The organism is Sphingobacterium bovistauri (genome assembly GCF_020295405.1).
In the GTDB taxonomy this organism is placed as follows: domain Bacteria; phylum Bacteroidota; class Bacteroidia; order Sphingobacteriales; family Sphingobacteriaceae; genus Sphingobacterium; species Sphingobacterium bovistauri.
This window is the reverse complement of record NZ_JADEYP010000001.1, coordinates 1-23,861: the sequence shown is the minus strand read 5'-3', so window position 1 is coordinate 23,861 and position 23,861 is coordinate 1. Positions and strand designations below refer to the sequence as shown.

Below are 23,861 nucleotides of genomic sequence, written 5' to 3'. Positions count from 1 at the left end.
GTAATTGAAATAATTAGTTATCTAAGAGATATAACAAAGATTGTGATGTATTGTTCTAATCGCAAATATTTCAGCATAACATCACTACTACATGTATGTTTTAGTTTCTCAATTTTGATTAACGTTATACTTAATTAGCTGTTTAACAGCTTGTTGTTTAAAATGTTTTTTGCTCAAAAAAAATAAATATGTGTTATTTTTACACTAAGTTTTTGAGAGGAAATGATGTAGTGTTTATAAACTTACTTTATCTCTCTAGTAAGAATTCTGTTAGATTTTTGTCTGTAGAAATGCCTAATTTCTTTCGCAATCTATATCTTCTGATTTCTACACCTCTAGTGGATATATTCAATAAAGAAGCGATTTCTTTGCTTGACATATTTAATCTCAAATAAGCGCATAGCTTAAGATCATTTGGAACTAGTTCAGGATATTCCAATTTTAGTTTTTTAAAGAAATTCTCATGCGCATCATTAAAACTCTTTTCGAAAATATCCCAATCTCTATTATCATTCTGTATACTTTCAATTAGCTTGTTAAGCCTATTTAATTGAGATTCATTAAGAGCTATCCCTTTTGAATCGTTTAGCTTATTTAACTCAAGATTTAACTTATTGAGCATTTCATTTTTGTAGACAATGTTTGTCGTTGCGTTTGACAACTCTCTATTTTTTATTTCTAATTCTTTTTCCAGCTGAAAGTTTTTTAATCTTATTATTTCTTTCTCATTTATTTCAGCTTGTTTCGAAATTTCTTCCTGTTGTTTTTCTATTATTTTTTTATTGACCAACCTTTTTTTATATGAAATGTATCTTTTATACTTTTTAAGTATAAAATAACTGATTAATAGGAACGTAAGTGTATAAATAATGATCATCCATATCGAATAGTACCAAGGTGTAATTATCTCTAAAAATAATATTGTTGTGGAAGAAACTTGTCCATTGATTGATACTGCACGAACTTTAAATTCAAATTTTCCGTATGGTAGATTACTGAAATCTTTGAAAGATTCTTCTTCTAATAGTGACCAATTTTCTGAATATCCTTCTAAATAATATTGATATTTAAGCTTTTCGTGATAAGTAGGACTACTATAAGCAATTCGGATGTTATTAGCGACATAAGGCACCCTTACTAACCCACTCTTATCGTAATAAACTTTTTCATTTGATAGATTAGTTACATAAGCTATCTGTGGGGCTAGTGGAGGCGACATTTTAGCGTCCTGGACAGATTCTGTATAAATTGCAAATCCATAATCTAATCCGATTAGATATTGACTATTATCTATATTAATTATGTTTTCATAATGCTTCATCATTTTATTATTCAGTGGATGAAGACTAACTGAATCTATATTTATATTTCCGACTTTATCGAATTTTGCAATATGTAGACTTGCGTTTTTTGCAAAAAAATATTCATTCTGATTTTTATAAAAAATTTGACTTATCGATTTAAATGAGTTGAGCTTTTTATTAAGTTCTTCATAGTAGACAAACTTCTTTAAAATTTCATCATAAGTATACAATCCAGTATCTGATGTAAAGACTAGTCTGTTTTCTAACAATGATAGGTTATAAAAATAAGTGTTTTTTAATGTTGAGTCTTTTGCAGTGCTGTAGTTGATTGTTATATCAGAAGTGGTTGGATTATATTGAACAAGATGAAAATTAGTTGCATTTCCAATCCAAAATTGATTTTTATTATACTGTTTAGCATATCTTATTGGTTCTTTTATTAAACTAAACTGCTTTTGAAATTTTATATTATTATTTATTTCAAATAGGCTAAGACCAGTATAGTTGCCTTGAATAAAATGACTGTTATTATTTATGGGTAGATTTACGAAACCTCCAGTGATAGCAGATATCTTTTCCATACTATCATCTTTAATCAAAAAGGTTCCTTCATTGTGTCCGCAAATCAATTGATTTTCAATTATGGTTAGAGACCAAACATGTCCATTAGATTTAGGTATAAGTTTAAAATTAAAATTGTTTATTGATTTTACCTCTTTCCAATCACAAACATATAATCCCTGGTTTGTTCCTAGATAAAGTTTATTATCAAATAATGCAGAAGTGTAGACTGTTCCGATTTCTCCTTTGATATCTGTATAATAATATAAGGGGCTATTTATTTGAATGCAGTCAATTCCGTTGTCTAATCCTACCCATAAATTTTGCTGTGGGTCAATCCCCAGACTTAAAACCGTATTATTCTGTAGACCATTATTCTTATTTATATGTTGTATTATTTTACCTGCTTTATTAATGATGTATACACCATTTTTTATTGTGCCAAATGCATAATGATCAGTTGTAAGTTGAATTCCGTTATTAATCTGATGTTTTGCTAATATATTACTTGCTTCACAATCCCATTTTTTAATATTTTGATCCTTATCCATAATGTAAAGTCCATTATGTGAAGTTGCAATTAATGTATTTTGATTATGAAAAGGTAGCATGCTAAGTATATTGCTACTTTGGAGTTTTTCTTTGTCCTTTACTGCAGTTAATTTGTTGTGTGCATAGACATGCAATCCTGAAGGTATTTGTTGGTAGAATATATTATTGTATACATAGTGTGCAAATAGAAATGGCTCACCATCGGCTGTCATTATTGATATTTGTTTGTTTTTGTAAATATAACTTTTTGAAAATGATTGAAATATGACTTCATCTCCATTTAATATGATTTTCCATATTTCATCATTTTTCAATGTTGACTTATCTTTTACCAATGAAGATATACTTGTGTACTGTAAATGACCATTCTCAGATCTTTGCCAAAAACCAAATTCTGACAATCCACCTGTATAAATTCTGTTATCCTTGGAAATTTTTACTGATCTAACAGTGGATCTATTTGGTAATTGATTCAAAGACCAATAGGTACCATCATAAGAAAGTAATCCTTCCGTATTTGCTACATATAAAATCCCAGTAGTGGAGAATGCAATTGACCAATTTTGGTTTCCAGCTTTGTATGTAATCTTTTTGTATTGCTGTACTGACGGAGTTCCCAACGAAGTTATATTTTGAGACTTGCCCAAGTTTGGCATTAGAAATAGTAGTATGGATATTAATACAATTCCAACTTTATTTGACATGGCTTTAATTATGAATTGGTGGTGTCAAATATATACTTTATTAATAAACAGATATAAACTTGCGGGAATTATTTTATTTCTTCGTCTTTAGGATTAAATTAAAATATTATTAAGCTGTATTAATCTTTGCGTTTTATTAATATTTATTGCCAAAAATTTATTTGATTTTCTTAAAAGTTTTTATATTTGATCTGTGAAGAGATTTTTATACATCATTCTTAGTATGTATTTATTATCATTAACCGTAATACCGTGTAGTGATAGTATAGTCTCTATGTGTCAAAATCAAATTGAAGACACGCATGCACATGATAATCCTAACTCAGCTGATAATCATGATAACTGTAGTCCATTTTGTGTTTGTAATTGTTGTAAAGTGTATGGCGTGTCCCAACTTTTAGGTGATTATTTTCCAAATAGTGATTTAAAATACATTCAGTCTGAAAATTATCCAATATTTGATTTCCCAATTTGTCACAATGACTCATTAGATGTGTGGCAACCTCCTCAATTAGTTTAATAAATAAATTCCCTAAAGTAAGCAGTTAATTGAATTAAGCTGTTTATTGCTTTTTTGAGCCTGAAAGGGCTTTTAACGATATTATTTATTAAACAAAATTTCATGTTAGATAAGATTATTAAGTTCAGTATTCAGAACAAAATCGTTGTTGCAATCATGACCTTGGTATTAATCATCTGGGGTGTATGGAGTGCTACAAAACTACCTATTGATGCAGTACCCGATATTACCAATAATCAGGTCCAAATTATAACATCATGTCCAACATTAGCTGGACAAGAAGTAGAACAATTCGTAACCTTCCCAATAGAACAAAGCATAGCCAATCTGCAAGGTGTAGAGGAAGTTAGGAGTATATCAAGATTCGGATTATCTGTGGTAACCATAGTATTTAGAGATGATATAGATATTTATTTCGCAAGACAACAAATTAATGAACGAATAGGTGAGGCGAAAGAAAAAATGCTGAAATCTGTGGAAGCACCTGAATTAGCCCCTGTGAGCACCGGCCTTGGTGAAGTTTACCAATATATTTTACATCCAAAGAAGGGTAGTGAAGATAAATATAATGCTAAAGACTTGCGTGAAATGCAAGATTGGATTGTAGCAAGGCAATTGTACGGCACCCCAGGTGTAGCAGAAATTAATAGTTTTGGTGGTGAACTAAAACAGTATGAAGTCGCTGTAGACCCTATTCGCTTAAAATCTTATAATATCAGTATATCTGACATTTTCAATGCGTTAGAAACTAACAATGAAAATACGGGAGGCGCTTACATTGATAAAAAACCTAATGCTTACTTTATAAGAGGAATAGGTCTAGTGACTTCCTTAGAAGAAATTGGAAATATTTCAATAAAAACTAACAATTCAAGTGTACCCATATTTATAAAAAATGTAGCTGAAGTTCGTTTTGGCTCTGCAATACGTTATGGCGCTTTGACTTATAATGGTGAAGTAGATGCTGTAGGTGGCATAGTGATGATGTTAAAAGGTGAGAATAGTAATGATGTTGTTAAGCGTGTAAAGGAACGTATACCCGTCATCCAAAATTCTCTACCAAAAGATATCGTTATCGAACCATATTTGGATAGGACAGACCTAGTGGGTAGAGCAATTGCAACAGTGCAGCGTAATCTAATCGAAGGGGCACTTATTGTCATATTTGTATTGGTTATTTTCTTAGGAAATTTGCGTGCTGGATTAATCGTCGCCTCAGCTATCCCTTTATCACTATTATTTGCATTGGGAATGATGCGTGTATTTGGTGTTTCTGCCAATTTGATGAGTTTGGGAGCGATAGATTTTGGTTTGATAGTCGATGGTGCTGTTATTATCGTTGAAGCAACTTTACATCATTTGGGTTTGCGAAAATCAACTAAACAATTTACTCAAGAGGAAATGGATAAAGAAGTATATGTTTCTGCGTCAAAAATTAGATCTAGTGCTGCTTTTGGAGAGATTATTATTCTTATCGTTTATATTCCGATCCTGACTTTGACCGGTGTTGAAGGGAAAATGTTTACCCCAATGGCACAAACGGTAAGTTTTGCTATTCTTGGGGCGTTGATATTATCATTGACCTATATTCCGATGATGAGTGCACAATTTTTATCGAAGAAACCGCATCTTAAAGATACTTTCTCCGATAGGATGATTAAAAAGATTCATTATTACTATGAACCATTATTAGATAAAAGTCTTAAAATAAAAAAAATAATAGTGCTTGCTACGGTTCTAATTTTTGGTATAAGTATATACATTTTTAGTAGAATGGGAGGAGAGTTTATTCCCCAATTGCAAGAAGGAGACTTTGCTTTTCACTGTATACTTCCTCAAGGTAGCTCATTGAGTCAAAGTATTGAAACATCCATGCAAGCTTCACGAATCATAAAAGAATTTGATGAAGTAAAAATGGTAGTAGGTAAAACGGGCTCTGCCGAAGTACCAACAGATCCAATGCCTCCAGAAGCGACAGATATGATGATTGTTCTTAAACCGAAAGATGATTGGAAATCGGAAATGTTCTATGGCGAATTGGCCGATGCAATAATGGAAAAATTGGAAGTGATACCTGGTGTATTCTTTGAATCTAATCAACCTATACAAATGCGCTTTAATGAATTGATGACTGGTATTCGTCAGGATGTAGCTGTCAAGATATTTGGTGAAAATATGGATACATTAGCAAATTACGCCAATAAGGTAGGCGCAATTATCCAGAGTGTAGAAGGTACGACCGCACCACAAATAGAAAGAGTGACCGGTTTACCACAAATTAATGTGAAATACAATCGACTAAATTTAGGAAATTATGGAGTAACAGTAGAGGAAGTCAATGATGTTTTGAGTACCGCATTTGCAGGGAAAGTAGCTGGTCAAGTATTCGAAAATGAAAGAAGATTTGACTTGGTAGTAAGATTGGATAGTGCGAATAGAACGGATATCAAAGATGTAGAAAATTTACAAGTTGCTACAAAGGATGGTAATCAAATTCCGATGTATCAATTGGCATCTGTAACTTATGAACAAGGCCCTGCACAGATCTCACGTGAGTCTGGAAAAAGAAGAATTGTGATAGGTTTTAATGTAGCAGATAGAGATGTACAGTCCGTGGTGACAGATATTGAGAAGGAACTAGCCACACAAATCAAATTGCCATCTGGTTACTATTTTTCTTTTGGTGGACAATTTGAAAATCTTCAAAAGGCTACAAATAGATTGTTAATTGCAGTACCTGTTTCATTACTCCTGATTTTTTCCCTTTTATATTTTACGTTTCATTCAGCTAAACAAGCTTTATTGATTTTTACAGCAATTCCAATGTCTGCAATAGGGGGCATTTTTGCACTATTAATTCGTGATATGCCTTTTAGCATCAGTGCAGGGATTGGGTTTATTGCCTTATTTGGTGTAGCGGTATTAAATGGGATAGTATTAATTGGCACATTCAATGATTTAGAAAAAGAAGGCATGAGTGATGTGTATCAGCGTGTTATGGAAGGTGCAAAAATACGATTGAGACCTGTATTAATGACAGCGACAGTAGCATCCTTGGGATTCCTCCCAATGGCAATTTCGTCTGGAGCTGGAGCGGAGGTTCAAAAACCTTTGGCTACTGTTGTGATCGGTGGATTAATTACAGCAACTTTTTTGACATTATTTGTTTTACCAATGCTTTATATTCTTTTTGATAAAAAATCTAAGAAGCTTAATTCCAAATATGTCGTAGTTGTATTGACGATTTTATCTTTTGGTTTAATGAACTCAGCAAGTGCCCAAACTAAACAGTATTCATTAGAAGAATTAATTGAAATAGCCAAAATAAATAATAAAGCTTTAGTTAATAGTGATTTACGCATTAAATATAGTGAAGCATTGAAAGGAACTATTGGAGAGCTACCGAAACTGAATCTAGAAGGCCAATTGGGGCAATATAATAGTCCAAAATTTGACCAATCTTACGCTATTTCACAAAGTATTCCATTTCCAACAATATTTTCCGCGCGTAGAGCAGTGTATAATGGTTCGTTAAATCAAAGGTTAATTGAAAAGGATGTTAACTCAATAGAGATTCTCAAAGAAATTCGCACATACTATTATCAGTTGCAATATTTGGAGCACAATAATATGCAATTGGAGAGCTTGGATAGTTTGTATGATGATTTTATTCGCATTGCGACAGTGCGCTTTAATGCAGGTGATATTAAAAAGATAGAAATAAATACAGCTGAGACTGAAAAAGGTGAAATACACTTGTTGTGGAAGCAAAACGAAGTCTTGATGATGAATGCCTATGCAAATCTAAAAGCACTGTTGTTTACCAATGAAGACTTTAAAATCACCAATATCGTCGAATATGAACCATTGAACCTAACGCAAGTATTTGATAGTGTTGCCTTGGCTAGTCATCCGCTTATTCGATTGTATGAAAATGAAATGAATTTGCACGATGCAAATATTAAATTAACAAAATCTGAGGGATTACCCGAATTTTCTGTTGGTATTACAAATCAATCTTTAATTGGAGATCATTTAAAAAACGGTGTGGAACAATACTTTGGAGCTAAAAACAGATTTACATCCTTTAATATTGGGGTAAGTATTCCGTTGACTTATACCGCTACTAAATCAAGAGTAAAGGCTATGGAATATGAAAAACAAATAGCTGAACAGAATATGTTGTTAACAACAAATAACTTAAAAAATCAATTCAAAACATTAATGAATCAGTATAATCAAGACGTTCAGCAATATCTCTACTATAAAAACCAAGCTATTCCAAATGCTATAAAGATCGTTAATGCCTCACAATTAGGGTACAAAACTGGTGAAATATCATATGTTGAGTACCTTTTAGCCCTGCAAAGGTCGACCAACATTCAACTTAAGTATTTGGAATCTATCCAAAAAATAAACGAGTCGGTTATCAATATTAATTCTGTTCTTAATCAATAAACTTCAAATATGAAATTCAATAACATACTAATATGCTGTATACTTTTTTGCGCTATAAGTTATAGTTGTGATACAAATACACGCAAGGAAGGTACTAAAGTAAAAGAAGAAAAAGTAGATGAGCATAATAAAGAAGCTCCTAAAACTATTGCTGAACTTAATGCAGATCAAATAAAGGCTGTCGGCATAGAATTGAGCACACTCACCAAGATGAATATTACCTCCTCAAATAAAATCAATGGGATACTACGTGTTCCAAATAGTAATAAAGCTTCTGTAGCGGCTTTGTTTGGAGGTGTTGTTAACTCTGTTAATGTTCAGGATGGAGATTATGTGAAGAAGGGTCAAGTGTTAGCAACAATTTCTAATCCTGAATTCATAGATGTTCAAGAGCAATACCTTACAGTAAATAATCAATTGCTGTATGCAGAACAAGAATTTGAAAGACAGCAAGAGCTATTTAATAACGATGCTGGTGCTAAGAAAAATTTGCAAAGTGCAGCCACAGAATTAAAAAAGCTCAAAACACAAAAAGCTTCTTTAATCAAGAGGTTACAAATGATGGGGATAACTACTTCATCTATTTCAAATACGAACATCAGAAACGGAATGGCAATTGTTGCACCAATTAGTGGTACTATTAGCCGTATTAATGCTCAAGTAGGCGCTTATGTAGATGTTTCTTCACCCGTTGCTGAAATTATAGACAATTCATCAATACATCTTGATTTACAGGTTTTTGAAAGGAATATAGGCGATATTACTTTAGGGCAACAAGTGGATTTTAAATTGACAAATAGTCCTGAGAAATCATACAAAGCTACAGTGTATAAAATAGGGGCTTCATTCGAGAATGATAGTAAAACCATTTCAGTTCATTGCAGTATTCAAGGTGACCGTACAGGACTGATTGATGGTATGAACGCTGTTGGATTAATTAATTTGGCAAACAATCTTACATTGGCAGTTCCTACAGCAGCAATTGTAGATGTTGAGGGAAAATCCTATATTTTTATAAAAACTGATAAAGAAGCTGATGAGCATAATGAGTCTTCACATGATGATCATGGACATAGTCATGATGAAGGAGAAGAAAGTCATAATCATAGTAATGAATCCGAGTCTGCAGCTCATGCTAATACACAAAAAAATAATGTCAGATTTGAAAAAATAGAAATAGCAAAAGGTGCTTCTGATCAGGGGTATACAGCTATAGTTCCTGTAGTTGAATTACCAGAACACACAATTGTCGTAACAAAAGGTGCCTTTTTCATTAATGCCAAACTGAGTGATACAGGTGGTCATTCCCATTAATACGTATTGCAAAAATTAAGAGGTGATATTTTTAAATAAAAATTACCTCTTAATTTTAATAACGATGAATATTATCCCTTTCTTAAATACTTTGTCAAAATGACAATAGTCTGTCCATCGATTTTTCCTTCTATGTACTCTGTATTATTGGGATCTAATCGAATATTTTTAACTACAGTGCCTAATTTTGCATTGACAGAAGAACCTTTAACATCCAATGTCTTTATCAATACCACAGTATCACCTTCGTACAAACGTGTATTATTTGAATCTTGATGAAATGCAACAGTTGCATCTGATTCATGGTCGCCAGTTTTCTTGGCCCACTCTAATGATTCCTCGTCAAGATATAAAATATCTAAATTATCAATAGCCCAACTTTCATTTCTTAATCTACTTAATACCCTCCAGGCCACTATTTGGACTGCCGCATGTTCAGACCACATAGTTTCACTAAGTACTTTCCAATGCTCAGGATCAATTTGCTCCGTTTTGTCTAATTGGGATTTACAATTTTGACAAACATAAATGCTATTATCTGTGTTAACAATAGATACAGGTGGAACTTCGTAGATTGTGAGGCTTGAAGTGCTATTACACAATTCACATTGATTTCCGCTTCTTTCTTGAAGTTGTTTTTCTAAACTCATATCGGTTAAAAATAAAAGCTAAAAATACACAAAATTGACAGCATATTGTAGTAGGATTATTTTACGAAAGTTATTTTAGTATTTGGTAAGGTATTTGTATAATTGAATAAACTAATAATCAAATATAATAATTATGAAATGGCAAGGAGGTCGTACAGGTGGCAATGTCGAAGATAGACGAGGCATGTCTGGCGGAAAAAAACTAGCATTAGGAGGTGTTGGTGGTGTAATTGTTTTGTTAATAAGTCTTTTTATGGGAGGCGATCCAGGGCAACTGTTACAGCAAATGCAAGGTGATGGTGGTTTAGCCAGCACACAACAAGGCGAGTATCAATCAACACCCGAAGAAGATCGTTTACTGCAATTTTCTGAAGTTGTATTAACCAGTACAGATGAAGTATGGACTCATATATTTCAACAGTCTGGACAAGAATACCCTAAACCTACCTTGTTAGTTTATAATCAATCTTATGAAACTGGCGGATGCGGAACTGGTCATTCTGCGTTTGGACCATTTTACTGTCCTGCTGATCAAAAAGTGTATTTGGATTTAAGTTTTAATAAGGAACTGAGTACTAAATTTGGCGCAAAGGGAGAATTTGCATTGGCGTATGTTATCGCTCATGAAGTAGGGCACCATATTCAAAATTTGACAGGTGTATTAGGTAAAACAAATCAGATGCGTAACAAAATTAGTGAGATTGAATATAATAAAGTTTCTGTAATGACGGAATTGCAGGCAGATTTTTATGCTGGAGTGTGGGCGCACTATGTAAACAAATTGACAAGTATTGAATTAACTTACCAAGATATAGTTGATGGAATGACTGCGGCTGCGGCAGTGGGAGATGATCATATTCAGGAAAAATCTCAAGGTTATTCTAATCCTGAATCTTTTACACATGGTACATCTGAACAACGGATGTATTGGTTTAAAAAAGGGTATGAGACAGGAGATCTAAATGCAGGAAATACATTTAAAGAATTGAATTTATAACACATTGGTAAGGTTAAATCTATTGATTGTTGATTAAAAATATGTAGCATATCTTCTACTTTGTGACTTTGAAGAGATGCCTTTCTTAACTATATTTGCTTTTAATCAATAATTAGTTTATGAAAAGTTTAAAAATTATCCCTTTAGTTGTTTTTTTTCTAGGTTTTATTTATGGTTGTGGTTCTAATGATAAATTTATTTCTGAAGATCAAGTAAAGTCAAAAATCGATAGTGATCTACAAGGTAAATTGTGGAAGGCGGTTCGATACACTGAAGTTATTAGGAATGATAAGGGTGAAACAATTAACTATGTAGATTTGGATTTAAATGATGCTCCTCTTAAGACTTTAACTTTTAAAGATAAAGGTATTTCTTCAGTTGGTAGTTTTGCAGAATATATGACTTACACAGTTTCAAGTGTTGTATTTGGTTTAGAAGTTGCACCTGATCCACACATATTAGAAATTAAAAATGGTGGAACTGTTTATTTTAATATGTACTTAAAACATGATTATTCATATTTTTCATCTGAGTTTAAATTAAAGTCAAACGAAAAAATTTATGCAATTGATTTTAAATTGCAATAATAAAATTGTGGTAGAATCGTATTAAAGATTCTACCACAATTTTATTGTACTAATAAATTGCACCCCCTAATATCTGCATTGTCAAATCTACCTAGTACTTCAAAAGATCCATCATCTTCATATTTTCTTCCTAAATCCTGTGTTGCAATAAACGAACAGGAGTGAACATTAGCTAAATCAATTACATTGATTGCACCAGTATTATTATTCGTAATTAACGTCAATGGGTCATTAGTGTCTCTGATCAATATTTTCATCCACTTAGGTGTTTTGAATAATCCATAGCCATTTGAATACCCTTGTGATAATAATTCTGTCATTCCATATTCAGAATGAATACTCATTACACCAAATCCTTCATTTAACACTTGATGTAATTCTTCTCGAATCATTTCCTTACGTTTTCCCTTCATACCACCAGTTTCCATAACTATTAGTTCTGGAAAATCAATTTTATAATTTTCTACAAAATCCAATAGTGCATAGGTTACTCCAATTAATAGAGTTTTTGTCCCTTGTGACTTCAGTTGGTTAAGAATATGATATAATTCCTCGTGATTATAAAGAAAATAATTACTCTGCGGTAGATTTGATGATTTGATTAAATCATCAATCATGTAAATAAGTGATGAACCATCTCTTTCTAAGTAGGATGGAAGTAGTGCAAGTATTGCTACATTTTCTGCTTTACCATAGAACTGTTCAAAAGCTTTACGAAAACTTAATTCATACCAATCTAAATCGTACACATGATGTTGACTATTAATCATACCTGTAGTACCAGAGCTTGTAAAAGTTATTAAGGGTTTGTTCTGTATAGTAGAAACTTTTTGTGTCTTAAAAAACTGGATTGGAAGAAAAGGTATGTCTGTGTAATGTTGTACAGTCGATTTGTCAATATGTAAATTATTTACATATTTCTTATATACTTCATTGTTTTCTATTTGATACTGAAAAATTTTTAATGCGATACGATTAAAGTCATCATCATTCTCAATAGAGAATACATCTTCTTTTGCCACCATAGATTACAAATATAATCATAAAAAAAGCGTCTTGGATTCTTTCAAGACGCTTTATATTAATTTTATAAGTTTTAGGATTAAACCATACCTCCGTCAACAGATAAAGTTTGACCTGTGATATAAGATGATAAATCCGAAGCTAAGAATAAACAAGCATTTGCTATATCTTCAGTAGAGCCAGCGCGTTTTAATGGTATACCAGCTTCCCAACCAGCAACTACCTTAGGATCTAAAACATCAGTCATCTCTGTACGGATAAATCCTGGAGCAATTACATTAGCACGAATGTTACGTGATCCCAACTCTTTAGCGACAGATTTAGTAAATCCAATGATTCCAGCTTTTGAAGCCGCATAATTAGCTTGACCAGCATTCCCCTGAATACCTACTACAGAAGACATATTGATGAATGAACCTTTACGTTGTTTCATCATAATTTTTGATGCAGCCTTAGTTACATTGAAAATAGATTTCAAGTTTACATTGATGACATCATCCCAGTTTTCTTCTGTCATGCGCATTAACAGACCATCTTTCGTGATACCAGCATTATTTACAACAATATCAATTGTACCGAAATCATTTACGATGTCATTTATCAATTGTTCTGCTTCATCAAATTTTGAAGCATCTGAGCGATAACCCACCACTTTAGTACCGAAAGCCTGTAACTCTTGCTCTAAAGCTTGACCTTTTTCCACAGATGATAGGTATGTGAAAGCTACATTAGCACCATTTTGAGCAAATACCTCGGCAATTTTACGGCCAATACCTTTTGAAGCACCAGTTACTAAAGCCGTTTTTCCCTCTAATAATTTCATATATAAATATTTATAGTTTCTTAATTAATCACAATCAAAGAAAACTTCAAAAGTGAGTGTCTAGCAAAAATACACAAATTTTGAAATAGTGGTAATTTATTAAATTATGACAATGAATTTCAAATTTTTAACATCGTTGACTATTCATGAAAAAAATTCAAAATAAATGAGTATAAATTGACAAATTGATTCGTTAGAAAGATTTATGAATGTTAATTTTGTTGCAATTAATACTAGTCATGGGCAAGAAAAAACAAAAATCAGAAGTTGATGTAGTGCTAATTGGTGGTGGTATCATGAGTGCGACTCTTGGTACATTGATCAATGAGTTAAATCCTGATATTGATATTGAAATATTAGAACGCTTGGATGTTGTAGCCGCTGAGAGTTCTGATGCTTGGAATAATGCAGGTACAGGTCACTCTGCTTTATGTGAATTGAATTATACACCTCAGCAAGCTAACGGTTCAGTTAAAATAGATAAGGCAATTAAAATTGCTGAACAATTTGAAGTTTCAAAACAGTTTTGGACTTATTTGGTAGAGAAGGGGATTATTAAAAGTCCTGAAAACTTTATTCGTAAAGTACCTCATATGAGTGCTGTCTTTGGTACTGATGATGTTGCTTTTTTGAAAACACGTTTTGAGGCTATGACTAATGAAACTCTATTCAAAGGAATGGAGTATACCGAAGATAAAACATTACTAGAGCAATGGGTTCCATTAATGATGGAAGGAAGAACGAGTAATGAGGCTATTGCTGCAACAAAAATGGATATCGGTACAGATGTAAATTTTGGTGCATTGACAAGAGATTTAATAGCTAATTTAGCTTCCAAAAAGAATATTAATATTTCAGTAAATCAAGAAGTAAAAGATATTGATCGTGAAGATGATGGTCGCTGGGAAGTAGAAGTGAAAGATCTTAAGACTGGTGATAAGCGTGAAATTAAAGCTAAATTTGTTTTCATAGGAGCTGGAGGTCATTCCTTATTATTATTGGAAAAATCAGGAATTCCTGAGGCTAATGGTTACGGTGGATTCCCTGTAGGTGGTCAATGGTTGAGATGTACGAATGAAGATATTATCAAACAACATCAAGCGAAGGTTTACGGTAAAGCTTCTGTAGGTGCACCTCCAATGTCTGTTCCTCACTTGGACACTCGTTTTATTGATGGTAAACAAGCTTTATTATTTGGACCTTACGCTGGTTTTTCAACTAAATTCTTGAAACAAGGTTCATTCTTTGATTTACCTGCCTCAATTAAATTGTCAAACATTAAGCCAATGTTGTCTGCAGGTTTAGACAATTTAGATTTGACGAAATACTTGATTACGGAAGTAATGAAAAAGCCAAAAGATAAATTGGAATCTTTGAAACAATTTATGCCTACAGCTAAGATGGAAGACTGGGTAATTGAAAAAGCAGGTCAACGTGTACAGGTTATTAAAAAGGACCCTAAGCATGGTGGCGTGTTAGAGTTTGGTACGGAAGTGGTTTCGAGTGCTGACGGCTCTATTGCTGCTTTATTAGGTGCTTCACCAGGCGCTTCAACCTCAGTGGCTATCATGATTCAGTTATTGAAAAAATGTTTCCCTGACCGAGCAAAATCTTCGGAATATAAGAATAAACTACGTGAAATGATTCCTTCATGGGGTCAATCACTAAATGATAATCCAGAACTTTGTGCGCAAGTTCGTGAGCATTCGCAACGCGTATTGAAAATGGATTAATATAAGTTAAGAAACTTATGGGGTGCTAAAGTAGAGCTATAAAAAGCTCTACTTTTTAAGCTGAGATTATACCCAATTCCGTTCAACGGAAGGAACCTGATCCAGGTAATGCTGGCGTAGGGATTAATTTCTAAAAGCTGTCAATTATAGCATTTCCGTAAGTGAAGTTTTAATTAATTTTAACTCACTTAAATGGAAATTATCAATCAAATTACACAAGCCTTTCAAGAGACCTCTTGGTTAGAGAGATTCTCTGTACTTTGTGGTATTATACAAGTACTTCTCAGCAAAAACAATAAAGTTTCCAATTATCTTTTTGGTATCCTAGGTATCGTGTCTGGTATGTATGTGCTATTTGGTGCAAAACTATATGCAGATATAGCCTTAAACATATATTATCTGGTGATGAGTATTTACGGCTGGTGGTATTGGAAAACAAATCAAAGCGCTAGAGAACAACCTATTACATCATGTGAGTCTACAGATTGGAGCACTGTAATTGGGATTGTTATAGGTGCTTTTGCTATTCTCTATTTATTCCTTATCACTTTTACAGATTCCGATGTACCGATCTGGGATGCTTGGGTATCTTGCACAGCTTGGGCTGGAATGTGGTTATTAGCTAGACGCAAGATTGAAAATTGGATATTGCTGAATATTAGTAATGCATTCGCTGTCCCTTTGTTGATCCACAAAGAATTATATCTTTTTGCCGTATTAACAACTTTTCTTTTTGTTGTCGCTATTTTTGGTTACATCAAATGGGCTAAAATTATGAAAATCGAATCCAATTCTATTTAATATGCTTAACGAACAAACTATAGCAATTATTCGAGATGCGCAAGCAAAAGGAATACAAGCTAAACAATTAGTAGCTGAACAACTTGAAATCATATATGAAAATAACTGGTTTAATATATGGGTTCCTGAAAAATATAATGGATTAGAATTAAGTTTGTTAGATGGATTCAACTTAATTAAGGAATTATCATATTGGGATGGGGGGCTAGCTTGGACTGTTACATTATGTTCGGGAGCTAATATGTTTTGTGGATTTATAAATCCACAAATTGCTAAATCAGTTTTTGATGATCCAAAAGTATGTTTTGGTGGTAGTGGACGTGCAAATGGAAAAGCTATATGGGATGGAAAAAAATATTATTTAACAGGAACTTGGCAATATGCGACTGGAGCTCCTCATTTGACACATTTTACATTGAATACTTTTATCTACGATGGTCCTATTCAACGATTAAATGAGGTAGGAGAGCCTAAAATGTTTTCATTCTTTGTCCCCAAACAGCATGTTTTAATTCACTATGACTGGGATACATTTGGTCTAGAATGTACAGCATCACATAGTTTTTCTTTGGAAAATATAAGTGTAGAACCATCTTATGCATTCGAATTGAAGCCATCAGAAAAGAAGGTTGACAGTGAGCTTTACAATATTCCGTTTATGACTTTTGCCGAATTAACTCTACTTCCTAATTATTTGGGGATGTATAAACGTTTTTTGGATTTATCAGAAAAGTATTTTTTCGAAAAATCTAAAAATCTAGAATGGTCTAAAAAATATAGTAAATCTCGTTTTCACCAAATCGACAACCTTCAGCAGCAGTCGCAAAACTATGAGCAAAAGGCGAAAAATTTAATCCAACTACTTTGGGAACAAGTTTCTGCTGATGAACATACTATTAGTGAAGAATTATTAAGCGAAATTACATCAGAATCTAGAAGAATTGTAAGTGAAATCAGAGCGTCTGTAACAACCATTTTCCCGCTAGTTGGTATTTCTGGGGCGCAAAGAGATAATGAACTAAATATAGTTTTCCGTAATATTTTTACGGCTACACAGCATAGCTTATTGAATATTGAGGCCTAAAACCTAAACTATTATCAAAAATCTTATACTCTATGATTATATTCAATTATAGAGTATAAGACTTAAAAGTTTAATGAAGAGTTACTTACTACAAGTAATTAGTTTACAATAATCTGACTACCTTTTTCCATATCCTTTACTACAGTAATTGATCGTGGCATACGTTCTTTGAGCTCCTCGACATGTGAAATAATTCCGACTATACGATTCTCTTGATGTAAATATTGTAATGTATCAAATACTGTATTTATACTTTCTGAATCTTGAGTTCCGAATCCCTCATCAATAAAAAAGAAATTTTTGTCAGCTTTATTAAGCCATTGAATATTTTCGGCTAAAGCTAGTGCTAAACATAGAGAGGCTTGGAATGACTGTCCACCTGAAAGTGTTTTTGCTGAGCGTCTATATCCATCATTTAAGTAGTCTATTACTTCGAATTCATTATTTTCATTAATCACCAAACTTAATTGGTTTTTAGTAAGTCTATTAAAACGATGATTTGCAATTTCACATAAGCGATGTAGATGAATACTTGATACATAATTCACAAAACCATTACCCTTAAACATATTAAAGAGTATATCAAGGTTCTTTTTCCGAACCTCTAATTGCTCGTATTGTACCAAAAGATCTTTTTTTCGTTCCAATTCGATATTTAGGCGCATCAAATCATCTTTCAACGCACCATAAGACTCAGTTTTAATCATTAATTCATTCTTTCGGACAACTATCAAATTGGACAATTCATCAAATTTTTCATCTGAATAATTGTCATTTTCCGTTTTTTCTAGTAATTCCTGAATTTGATTCGTTAATGTTTGATAAGCTACCTGAAAACTTTGCACTTTACCTCTTAATGCATTAGTATCAAGCCCTTTATTCAAAATTAATTGTACTGAAGCTATATCCGAGTATTTAAATTCAATAAGTAAGTTCGTCAATAATTTCTGTAATTCCTGTGCCTTTGTACTGTATTGAACATATTGCTCTTGAGCTTCAATATATGTACCTTTTACTTGTGCATATTGCGTCTTAAATTCTAATAATTTCTTAGTAAGATCTTCATAACTTCTTTGTATTGAATTTATCTCAGAAGTTCTTTCTTTGATACTATTATCCAACATAAATTTATCAAAAGACAGATAATCTTTTACGTCAATAGATTGAATTTGTTGCAAATTTTGTTTTATTGATCCTTCAAGAACACTGATTTCATTTTGGTAGTTATTCAGTTTCTGTTCGGATTTATGCAGCAGTTCTCTGGTATTTTGAAGTTCTGTACGATTTTCTTGTAAGAATTTTTCCTTTTGAATGATTAGTGCTTCGATTTTAAAAAAATCAGATTTTTTAATCTCAAAATCATCACGATTATTTTCATCAAAATCAGGCCATATAAAACATGCTAAATGATCGTCATATACCTTTTCCAAGACCAATTTAGATTGATTTAATTTTTCTAATTCAAGCTTTTTTTCACTAATCTTCGATGCTGCTAGCGAAAGCTCTGATTTCAATTTATCTAAGAAAGTTTTTTCATCTATTAAATTTTTATGTTGAATAGATAAATTTTCAAAATCCATATCCAAATTTTCTATTTGCATAGGAGAGGGGTGCTCATTAGATCCGCACAAAGGACACGGCTCACCATCATGTAAATTGTGTATATATTGCGAGAGCTCTTTTTTCAAGCGAAGATCACTCTCATCATTCTTTAAATCAAATTCTTTTGATGCCAAAGAATGATATTTACTATCTAAGCTATACAGCCAATTAGATTCATTTAAATCGTATTTAATAAAAATATCCTTTAGTTCAAACAATTGTTCGGAAGCCTTATTCAGTAGATCTTTTTCGTCAACAATTTGGTTATTAATCTGATCACGCTTCGTGTACCATGAATCAATAGCTAATAATTCAGATGTATTTATTTTTGAATTTTTAATATTATCGATTTCTTGCTCGAGTTGTTTAATAATATTACTGAATTTTTGCTCTTCCTTTTTTTGCTTCTCATAGAATGAGTTTCCCTTATCTATATTTGCTAGCTTTTCCTTTTTAACCTCTTTAAGTTCCAGGTTTTGGATTACCTTTAATAAATCTTGAACTTCAGCTTTTGATTTATCTAGATTTTGATATGCTGGAAGTGTTATTTCTAGGCGTTTTTCCACATCATCAAGACCTACCTTTAAGCTATCCTTTGATTCTTTTAAATTTTCAATTTTGGTTAATAATAACTTTTTGTTGGTATTAATATGATTTAGATTAAGTATGTGTTCTCTAAAATAAGTTGAGACCAATTCATATTCATTGACTTCTGATTCAATCTTCTGAATATGTGATTTTTTTTCTTCTAAATCTGTCAATTGGTTTTGTTTACCTACCAAGTCCAGACGGTTTTGTTTAGTTATCTGAAGTGCTTTATGTTGAATCTCTAATTGTTCAAAACTATTTTTAAGCTCAATTAAGCCTTTTTCTAACGAAAGAAAAAGTTCGTTTTTCTCTTCAATTATTTCCGTATTTATTTCCTCAAATCCACTTAGTGCACCTTTTAGGTGTTCTAGTTTTTTATTATTTTCTGCAAGAAGATTAGAAACTTTAGGACCCAAATCGTATTTATTCAGAAAGAAAATCTCTTTCATCATTTCTGAACGATCTTTTCCCTTAAGTTCTAAGAATTCCTTGAATTGACCTTGTGGAATTATAATTGTACGTTTAAAATTAGCATAGGATAAATTTGTAATTTCTGCACCGTCATTTGATTCTAGAGGCAACCAATTATTATCTTTCCACTCATAGGCATTTCTTTCATGATCTGTGATATCTTGAAATTTCTTTTTGCGTCTCCATTGTGCGACAAAGCGAAATTTTCGTCCATCATAATTCAAGAATTGAAAATCAATCAAAACTTGATTAGATTTCAAATTCAACATATTGTATGTTCTTTTCTCTTTGCTATTTAAACGTTCGGTTTCTCCGTACAATGCATATCCAATTGCTTCAAGAATAGAAGATTTACCTGAACCAACTGAGCCAAATATTCCAAACAGTCCTGCCTCACTCAGATTTGTGAAATCTATTTCCTGCTTTTGTTGATAGGAGTATAGTCCTTCAATACTTAAATATAGTGGTAACATATTTTATTCTTCCAAATCTTTTGAATGCGTTAATACCTCTTTAAATAAATCGTTGAGTTCATCATTTGGATCTTGACCATATTTACTACGAAAATAATCACCAAACAAAGAATGAATATCTTGATCTAGTTTTACTTTTTCTGAATTTTCAGCTTGAATTTCATTATTCTTTACAATTGGAATAATATTTACTATGCCATCATGCGCATCATGGATTCTTTTTAAGTCTGCCGATGATATAAATGTATCACTTATTAAAGTCAATTCTACCAAGGTATACGGATTCTCATTTAACCAATTTACAGCAAGATCAATATTATCAAATTTCTTCCTACATAAAGCTTTGCCACTACGTATTGAAATCGTTTCAATCCTAGGTGCTTGATTTGGCTCAATATTTATGACAACGACTTTCTTTTGTTGACCTGCTTCCGAAAACGAATAAGCTAGTGGAGAGCTAGAGTAGACGACAGGGTGTTGATGACCTTTGATAAACTGATAACGATGTAAATGTCCTAAGGCTGTATATTGAATTTGAGATGGAATGGCGTCTGTATAAACAATATCTGCATTTCCGATTCGGATAGGCTTTTCTCCTTCAGGTTCCTCTAGAATTTCACCTCCACGTTCCAACATGTACAGATGAGCTGTCAGAATATTGACTCCATTACCATCACAATATTGATCAGCTAAATTTTGCCAATTATTATGTAAAACCTCATTCAGTTTTTCTCCTTTATTTTCAACACCTAAATATTGCTTTAATCGCAATTCATTTGCATATGCTGTAGTAATTATGCGTATAGGGTAGGCTATGCATTGTAATTTAATTTCTACGAACCCTTTGTCAGACTTTGTAATTTCAAATTGGTTATCCATTACAAAAGGTTTAACAACCGCATGTGGATAGCCAATAAATATAATACCACATGCTCGAGCCAATGGGTCTGGTGAATCAATTCTATCTGGAGAATCATGATTACCAGCAATAGCTATTACCGGACGGCTTCCATTAGCTGTCAAATCCTTAAGTGTTTTATATAATAATTCTGTCGCATCTACTGATGGGTTAAAAGTGTCAAAAAGATCACCAGCAACAATCACCAAATCTACTTTTTCCTGATTAGCAATCTCACAAATTTCTTTCAGCACCTCTCTTTGCTCATCTATACGATTTATATAATCAAGTTTTTTACCCAAATGCCAGTCTGCAGTATGTAATATCTTCATTTATATATTCTAATATCTTTAATAGGAATTCAATCCTTCATAAAGGATAAAATTACTAATAGATTATCATTTGTAGCTATATATCTATGATTTTTTAATTTATCGCCTTAATTATTAAAATCACATATATAATTAAATAAGTAAACTTTAAATTTGTCTGATTAAAAAATACATAATTGTACTTAATTAATTGTTTTATTAAACCAAAAATACTTTCACTTTATGAAATATAAATTTACACCAATATTAGCTATAACTTTAGCTTTTAATTCGTTTGCATTAGCTAATGAACCAATCGAAAAAAAACCACCTGTTAAAGGTTCTCAGAGTCTGAAAAATTGGTTTTTTAGTGCTAATGTTGGTGCTCAAGTTTTTATTGGTGACCACGATAAGCAAGAAAGTGTTGGCAAAAGAATTTCTCCAAATTTTGGTATTAGTGCTGGTAAGTGGATTGAGGAAACGAACTTTGGTGTAAGAGTAAATATTGATGGTGGACAAATTAAAGGATTAACTCAAACAGCTGGTTTGGCTATTGATCCACAAAAGGGACATGTAATTGGTGCTCCACACTTTTTATATAAACAAAAATTCAATTTTATTCACGCCCATGCCGATGTGCTTTTTCACTGGAGTAATGATGCCTATGGAGTAGATTTGAATAGGCTATATAATTTAATCCCATATGCTGGATTTGGTGTAATCTCTGCTTTAGATTATCAGAAAAAAGCTAAACCAACTATGAACGTTGGTGTTATTCAAACACTTCGTTTAAATGACAATTGGGATTTAAACTTAGATGTTAAGGGAAATGTAGTAGGAGATGCTTTTGATGGTGAGATTGGTGGAAATAATTTTGAAGGTAGAACTGCTGTTTCAATAGGTGTTAATTATACTTTTAGATAAAATATACTTATTACTAATAAAAAAGCAGTAGTGGAATAATTTCAACTACTGCTTTTTTATTAGCATCACTATTATAGTATAAAATTTCACATTGACACCTATAAAACTGATTAATGATCGTTTTTTTGAGTTTACTTAGTGGATTGTATCACTTTAGGTGAGGCAGCTCCATTATGACAGGTTTCACAAGCGATATTCTTAATTGCCCCATCATATTCCTTATTAAAATACTTTTTATTTATTTTGTTGGTCATTTTTATCATTTGACGAGCAATATCCTTTTTAGGATTAGCATCACTTGCAAAATCCATACCTTTCTCACCATTTGCTTTAGGGGCATGACAATAACCGCATTTTACACCAAGTGCAGCATTAAATCCACGCATTACTTTAGTTAACTCTTCATCGGATATTTTTTTTGACAAAACCTTCAAATTTTTAGGCTTATTATCCTCCTGTACTGGCTGTGTAGTAAAGGCACTTATTGCTATTACTAATGTAATGATACCTGCTATAAAACTTATTTTTCTTTTATTTCTCATCTCTTTTTTTTAATTTAATTCTAATATTACTAATAATATTTGTATTGTCATAATAAAGTCATCGATTTTGGTAATTAACTTTTTTTGTAAATTTGCATAACAACATTGATATCATATTATGAACGTTAGAATCTTAATAGTTTTAGCTTTTTTATTTCAGCTTGTAAATTTAAATGCGGAAACCTTCCCAATACGTAATAAGACATATTATAATTTTCTCTTACATATGCCAGAGACTGTTGACAAAACAAGTTCACTTCCAGTAATCGTATTCTTACATGGGAAAAGCTTGTCTGGAAATAATCTAGACAGAGTAAAACGATATGGTGTTTTATACGCTAAAGAAAAGGGTCATCAATTACCAAATGCAATTATTGTGGCTCCTCAGACAAACAATGGCTGGAATCCAGATAAGGTGATAGAAGTAATTGATTATGTTTTAGAGAATTATAATGCTGATCCAACACGTATTTATGTATGTGGGATGAGTATGGGGGCTTATGGTACAATGCATGTTGCCGGAAAATATCCTAATCGTGTAGCTGCCGCTGTCGCCATATGTGGTGGTGGAAATATAAATGATGCCTGTAATCTTACAAAAGTACCCATGTGGATACAACATGGAAGTGCAGATAGGGCAGTACCTTCATCAGAATCAAAGAAAATTTATAATGCCATAAAAAAATGTGACCAGCAGGCTGATACTAAACTTACAATTATTAAAGGTGGTACGCATGGATCTGTTGAAAAATTATTTCATCAGGATGCTATTTATGACTGGATGATGAAATATACTAAAGTTCAATAAACAAATGAGGCTGTCTAAAAAGGTCTGTTAATTAAAGAGCCCCGTCATTAAAAAATAATGGCGGGGCTTATGTTTTTTGTCCTCAATTTTTTGTAAATTGAGGTGCACCCAAAAAACGATATGAAAGTACAAT

17 protein-coding genes are annotated in these 23,861 nt (G+C 32.3%); 10 read left to right on the top strand and 7 right to left on the bottom strand.

The annotated features are described in order from the left end of the window. Window positions 1-247: 247 nt before the first annotated feature. A complete protein-coding gene (locus IPZ78_RS00085) occupies window positions 248-3,121 on the bottom strand; it encodes a triple tyrosine motif-containing protein (RefSeq protein ID WP_225550829.1) in 2,874 nt (957 codons plus the stop codon). A gap of 193 nt (window positions 3,122-3,314) precedes the next feature. Here IPZ78_RS00085 and IPZ78_RS00080 point away from each other — a divergent pair, with 193 nt between their 5' ends. From IPZ78_RS00080 to IPZ78_RS00070, 3 genes are all read left to right on the top strand, one after another. Next, window positions 3,315-3,641 (top strand): DUF6660 family protein, encoded by a 327-nt coding sequence (locus IPZ78_RS00080; protein WP_225550827.1) that lies wholly within the window; start codon window positions 3,315-3,317, stop codon window positions 3,639-3,641. A 102-nt stretch (window positions 3,642-3,743) separates the two neighbouring features. Next, window positions 3,744-8,099 (top strand): CusA/CzcA family heavy metal efflux RND transporter, encoded by a 4,356-nt coding sequence (locus tag IPZ78_RS00075; protein WP_225550825.1) that lies wholly within the window; start codon window positions 3,744-3,746, stop codon window positions 8,097-8,099. 9 nt (window positions 8,100-8,108) lie between these two features. Continuing rightward, window positions 8,109-9,413 (top strand): efflux RND transporter periplasmic adaptor subunit, encoded by a 1,305-nt coding sequence (locus IPZ78_RS00070; protein ID WP_225550824.1) that lies wholly within the window; start codon window positions 8,109-8,111, stop codon window positions 9,411-9,413. Between the two features lie 71 nt (window positions 9,414-9,484). Here the strand turns inward: IPZ78_RS00070 and IPZ78_RS00065 are convergent, their stop codons facing one another. Continuing rightward, entirely contained in the window at window positions 9,485-10,063 is a 579-nt protein-coding gene (locus IPZ78_RS00065; RefSeq protein WP_225550822.1) for a PhnA domain-containing protein, read from the bottom strand. Between the two features lie 133 nt (window positions 10,064-10,196). Here IPZ78_RS00065 and ypfJ point away from each other — a divergent pair, with 133 nt between their 5' ends. Both ypfJ and IPZ78_RS00055 read left to right on the top strand, forming a co-directional pair. After that, the gene (ypfJ, locus tag IPZ78_RS00060) at window positions 10,197-11,060 is read left to right on the top strand and encodes a KPN_02809 family neutral zinc metallopeptidase (RefSeq protein WP_225550820.1); all 864 of its coding nucleotides are present in this window, start codon (window positions 10,197-10,199) and stop codon (window positions 11,058-11,060) included. Window positions 11,061-11,179: 119 nt separating this feature from the next. After that, on the top strand, window positions 11,180-11,647 hold the full coding sequence (locus tag IPZ78_RS00055) for a hypothetical protein (RefSeq protein WP_225550818.1): 468 nt from the start codon (window positions 11,180-11,182) through the stop codon (window positions 11,645-11,647). 41 nt (window positions 11,648-11,688) lie between these two features. Here IPZ78_RS00055 and IPZ78_RS00050 read toward each other — a convergent pair whose 3' ends face one another. After that, the gene (locus tag IPZ78_RS00050) at window positions 11,689-12,672 is read right to left on the bottom strand and encodes a LuxE/PaaK family acyltransferase (RefSeq protein WP_225550817.1); all 984 of its coding nucleotides are present in this window, start codon (window positions 12,670-12,672) and stop codon (window positions 11,689-11,691) included. Between the two features lie 77 nt (window positions 12,673-12,749). Next, window positions 12,750-13,493, bottom strand: coding sequence for a 3-oxoacyl-[acyl-carrier-protein] reductase (fabG, locus tag IPZ78_RS00045; RefSeq protein ID WP_225550815.1), 744 nt, complete (start codon window positions 13,491-13,493; stop codon window positions 12,750-12,752). A 239-nt stretch (window positions 13,494-13,732) separates the two neighbouring features. On the opposite strand from fabG, the gene IPZ78_RS00040 reads away from it, so the two are divergent. The 3 genes from IPZ78_RS00040 to IPZ78_RS00030 all read left to right on the top strand — a co-directional run bounded on the left by IPZ78_RS00040 (window position 13,733) and on the right by IPZ78_RS00030 (window position 17,111). Next, window positions 13,733-15,226 (top strand): malate:quinone oxidoreductase, encoded by a 1,494-nt coding sequence (locus tag IPZ78_RS00040; RefSeq protein WP_225550813.1) that lies wholly within the window; start codon window positions 13,733-13,735, stop codon window positions 15,224-15,226. Window positions 15,227-15,418: 192 nt separating this feature from the next. Continuing rightward, window positions 15,419-16,027 (top strand): nicotinamide riboside transporter PnuC, encoded by a 609-nt coding sequence (pnuC, locus tag IPZ78_RS00035; protein WP_225550812.1) that lies wholly within the window; start codon window positions 15,419-15,421, stop codon window positions 16,025-16,027. A 1-nt stretch (window position 16,028) separates the two neighbouring features. Beyond that, entirely contained in the window at window positions 16,029-17,111 is a 1,083-nt protein-coding gene (locus IPZ78_RS00030; RefSeq protein WP_225550810.1) for an acyl-CoA dehydrogenase family protein, read from the top strand. A 98-nt stretch (window positions 17,112-17,209) separates the two neighbouring features. Here the strand turns inward: IPZ78_RS00030 and IPZ78_RS00025 are convergent, their stop codons facing one another. Further along, the gene (locus IPZ78_RS00025; protein WP_225550808.1) at window positions 17,210-20,245 is read right to left on the bottom strand and encodes an AAA family ATPase; all 3,036 of its coding nucleotides are present in this window, start codon (window positions 20,243-20,245) and stop codon (window positions 17,210-17,212) included. A gap of 3 nt (window positions 20,246-20,248) precedes the next feature. Continuing rightward, the gene (locus IPZ78_RS00020) at window positions 20,249-21,475 is read right to left on the bottom strand and encodes a metallophosphoesterase family protein (RefSeq protein ID WP_225550807.1); all 1,227 of its coding nucleotides are present in this window, start codon (window positions 21,473-21,475) and stop codon (window positions 20,249-20,251) included. A gap of 222 nt (window positions 21,476-21,697) precedes the next feature. On the opposite strand from IPZ78_RS00020, the gene IPZ78_RS00015 reads away from it, so the two are divergent. Beyond that, window positions 21,698-22,378: a hypothetical protein gene (locus IPZ78_RS00015; RefSeq protein WP_225550805.1), complete on the top strand. Its 681-nt coding sequence runs from the start codon at window positions 21,698-21,700 to the stop codon at window positions 22,376-22,378. A gap of 131 nt (window positions 22,379-22,509) precedes the next feature. Here the strand turns inward: IPZ78_RS00015 and IPZ78_RS00010 are convergent, their stop codons facing one another. Beyond that, entirely contained in the window at window positions 22,510-22,920 is a 411-nt protein-coding gene (locus IPZ78_RS00010) for a c-type cytochrome (protein ID WP_225550804.1), read from the bottom strand. Between the two features lie 118 nt (window positions 22,921-23,038). Between IPZ78_RS00010 and IPZ78_RS00005 the strand changes: the two genes are divergently transcribed. Continuing rightward, window positions 23,039-23,728 carry a carboxylesterase family protein gene (locus tag IPZ78_RS00005; protein WP_225550802.1) on the top strand — a complete coding sequence of 230 codons (690 nt, stop codon included), beginning with the start codon at window positions 23,039-23,041 and terminating at the stop codon, window positions 23,726-23,728. The last annotated feature ends 133 nt before the right edge of the window (window positions 23,729-23,861 follow it).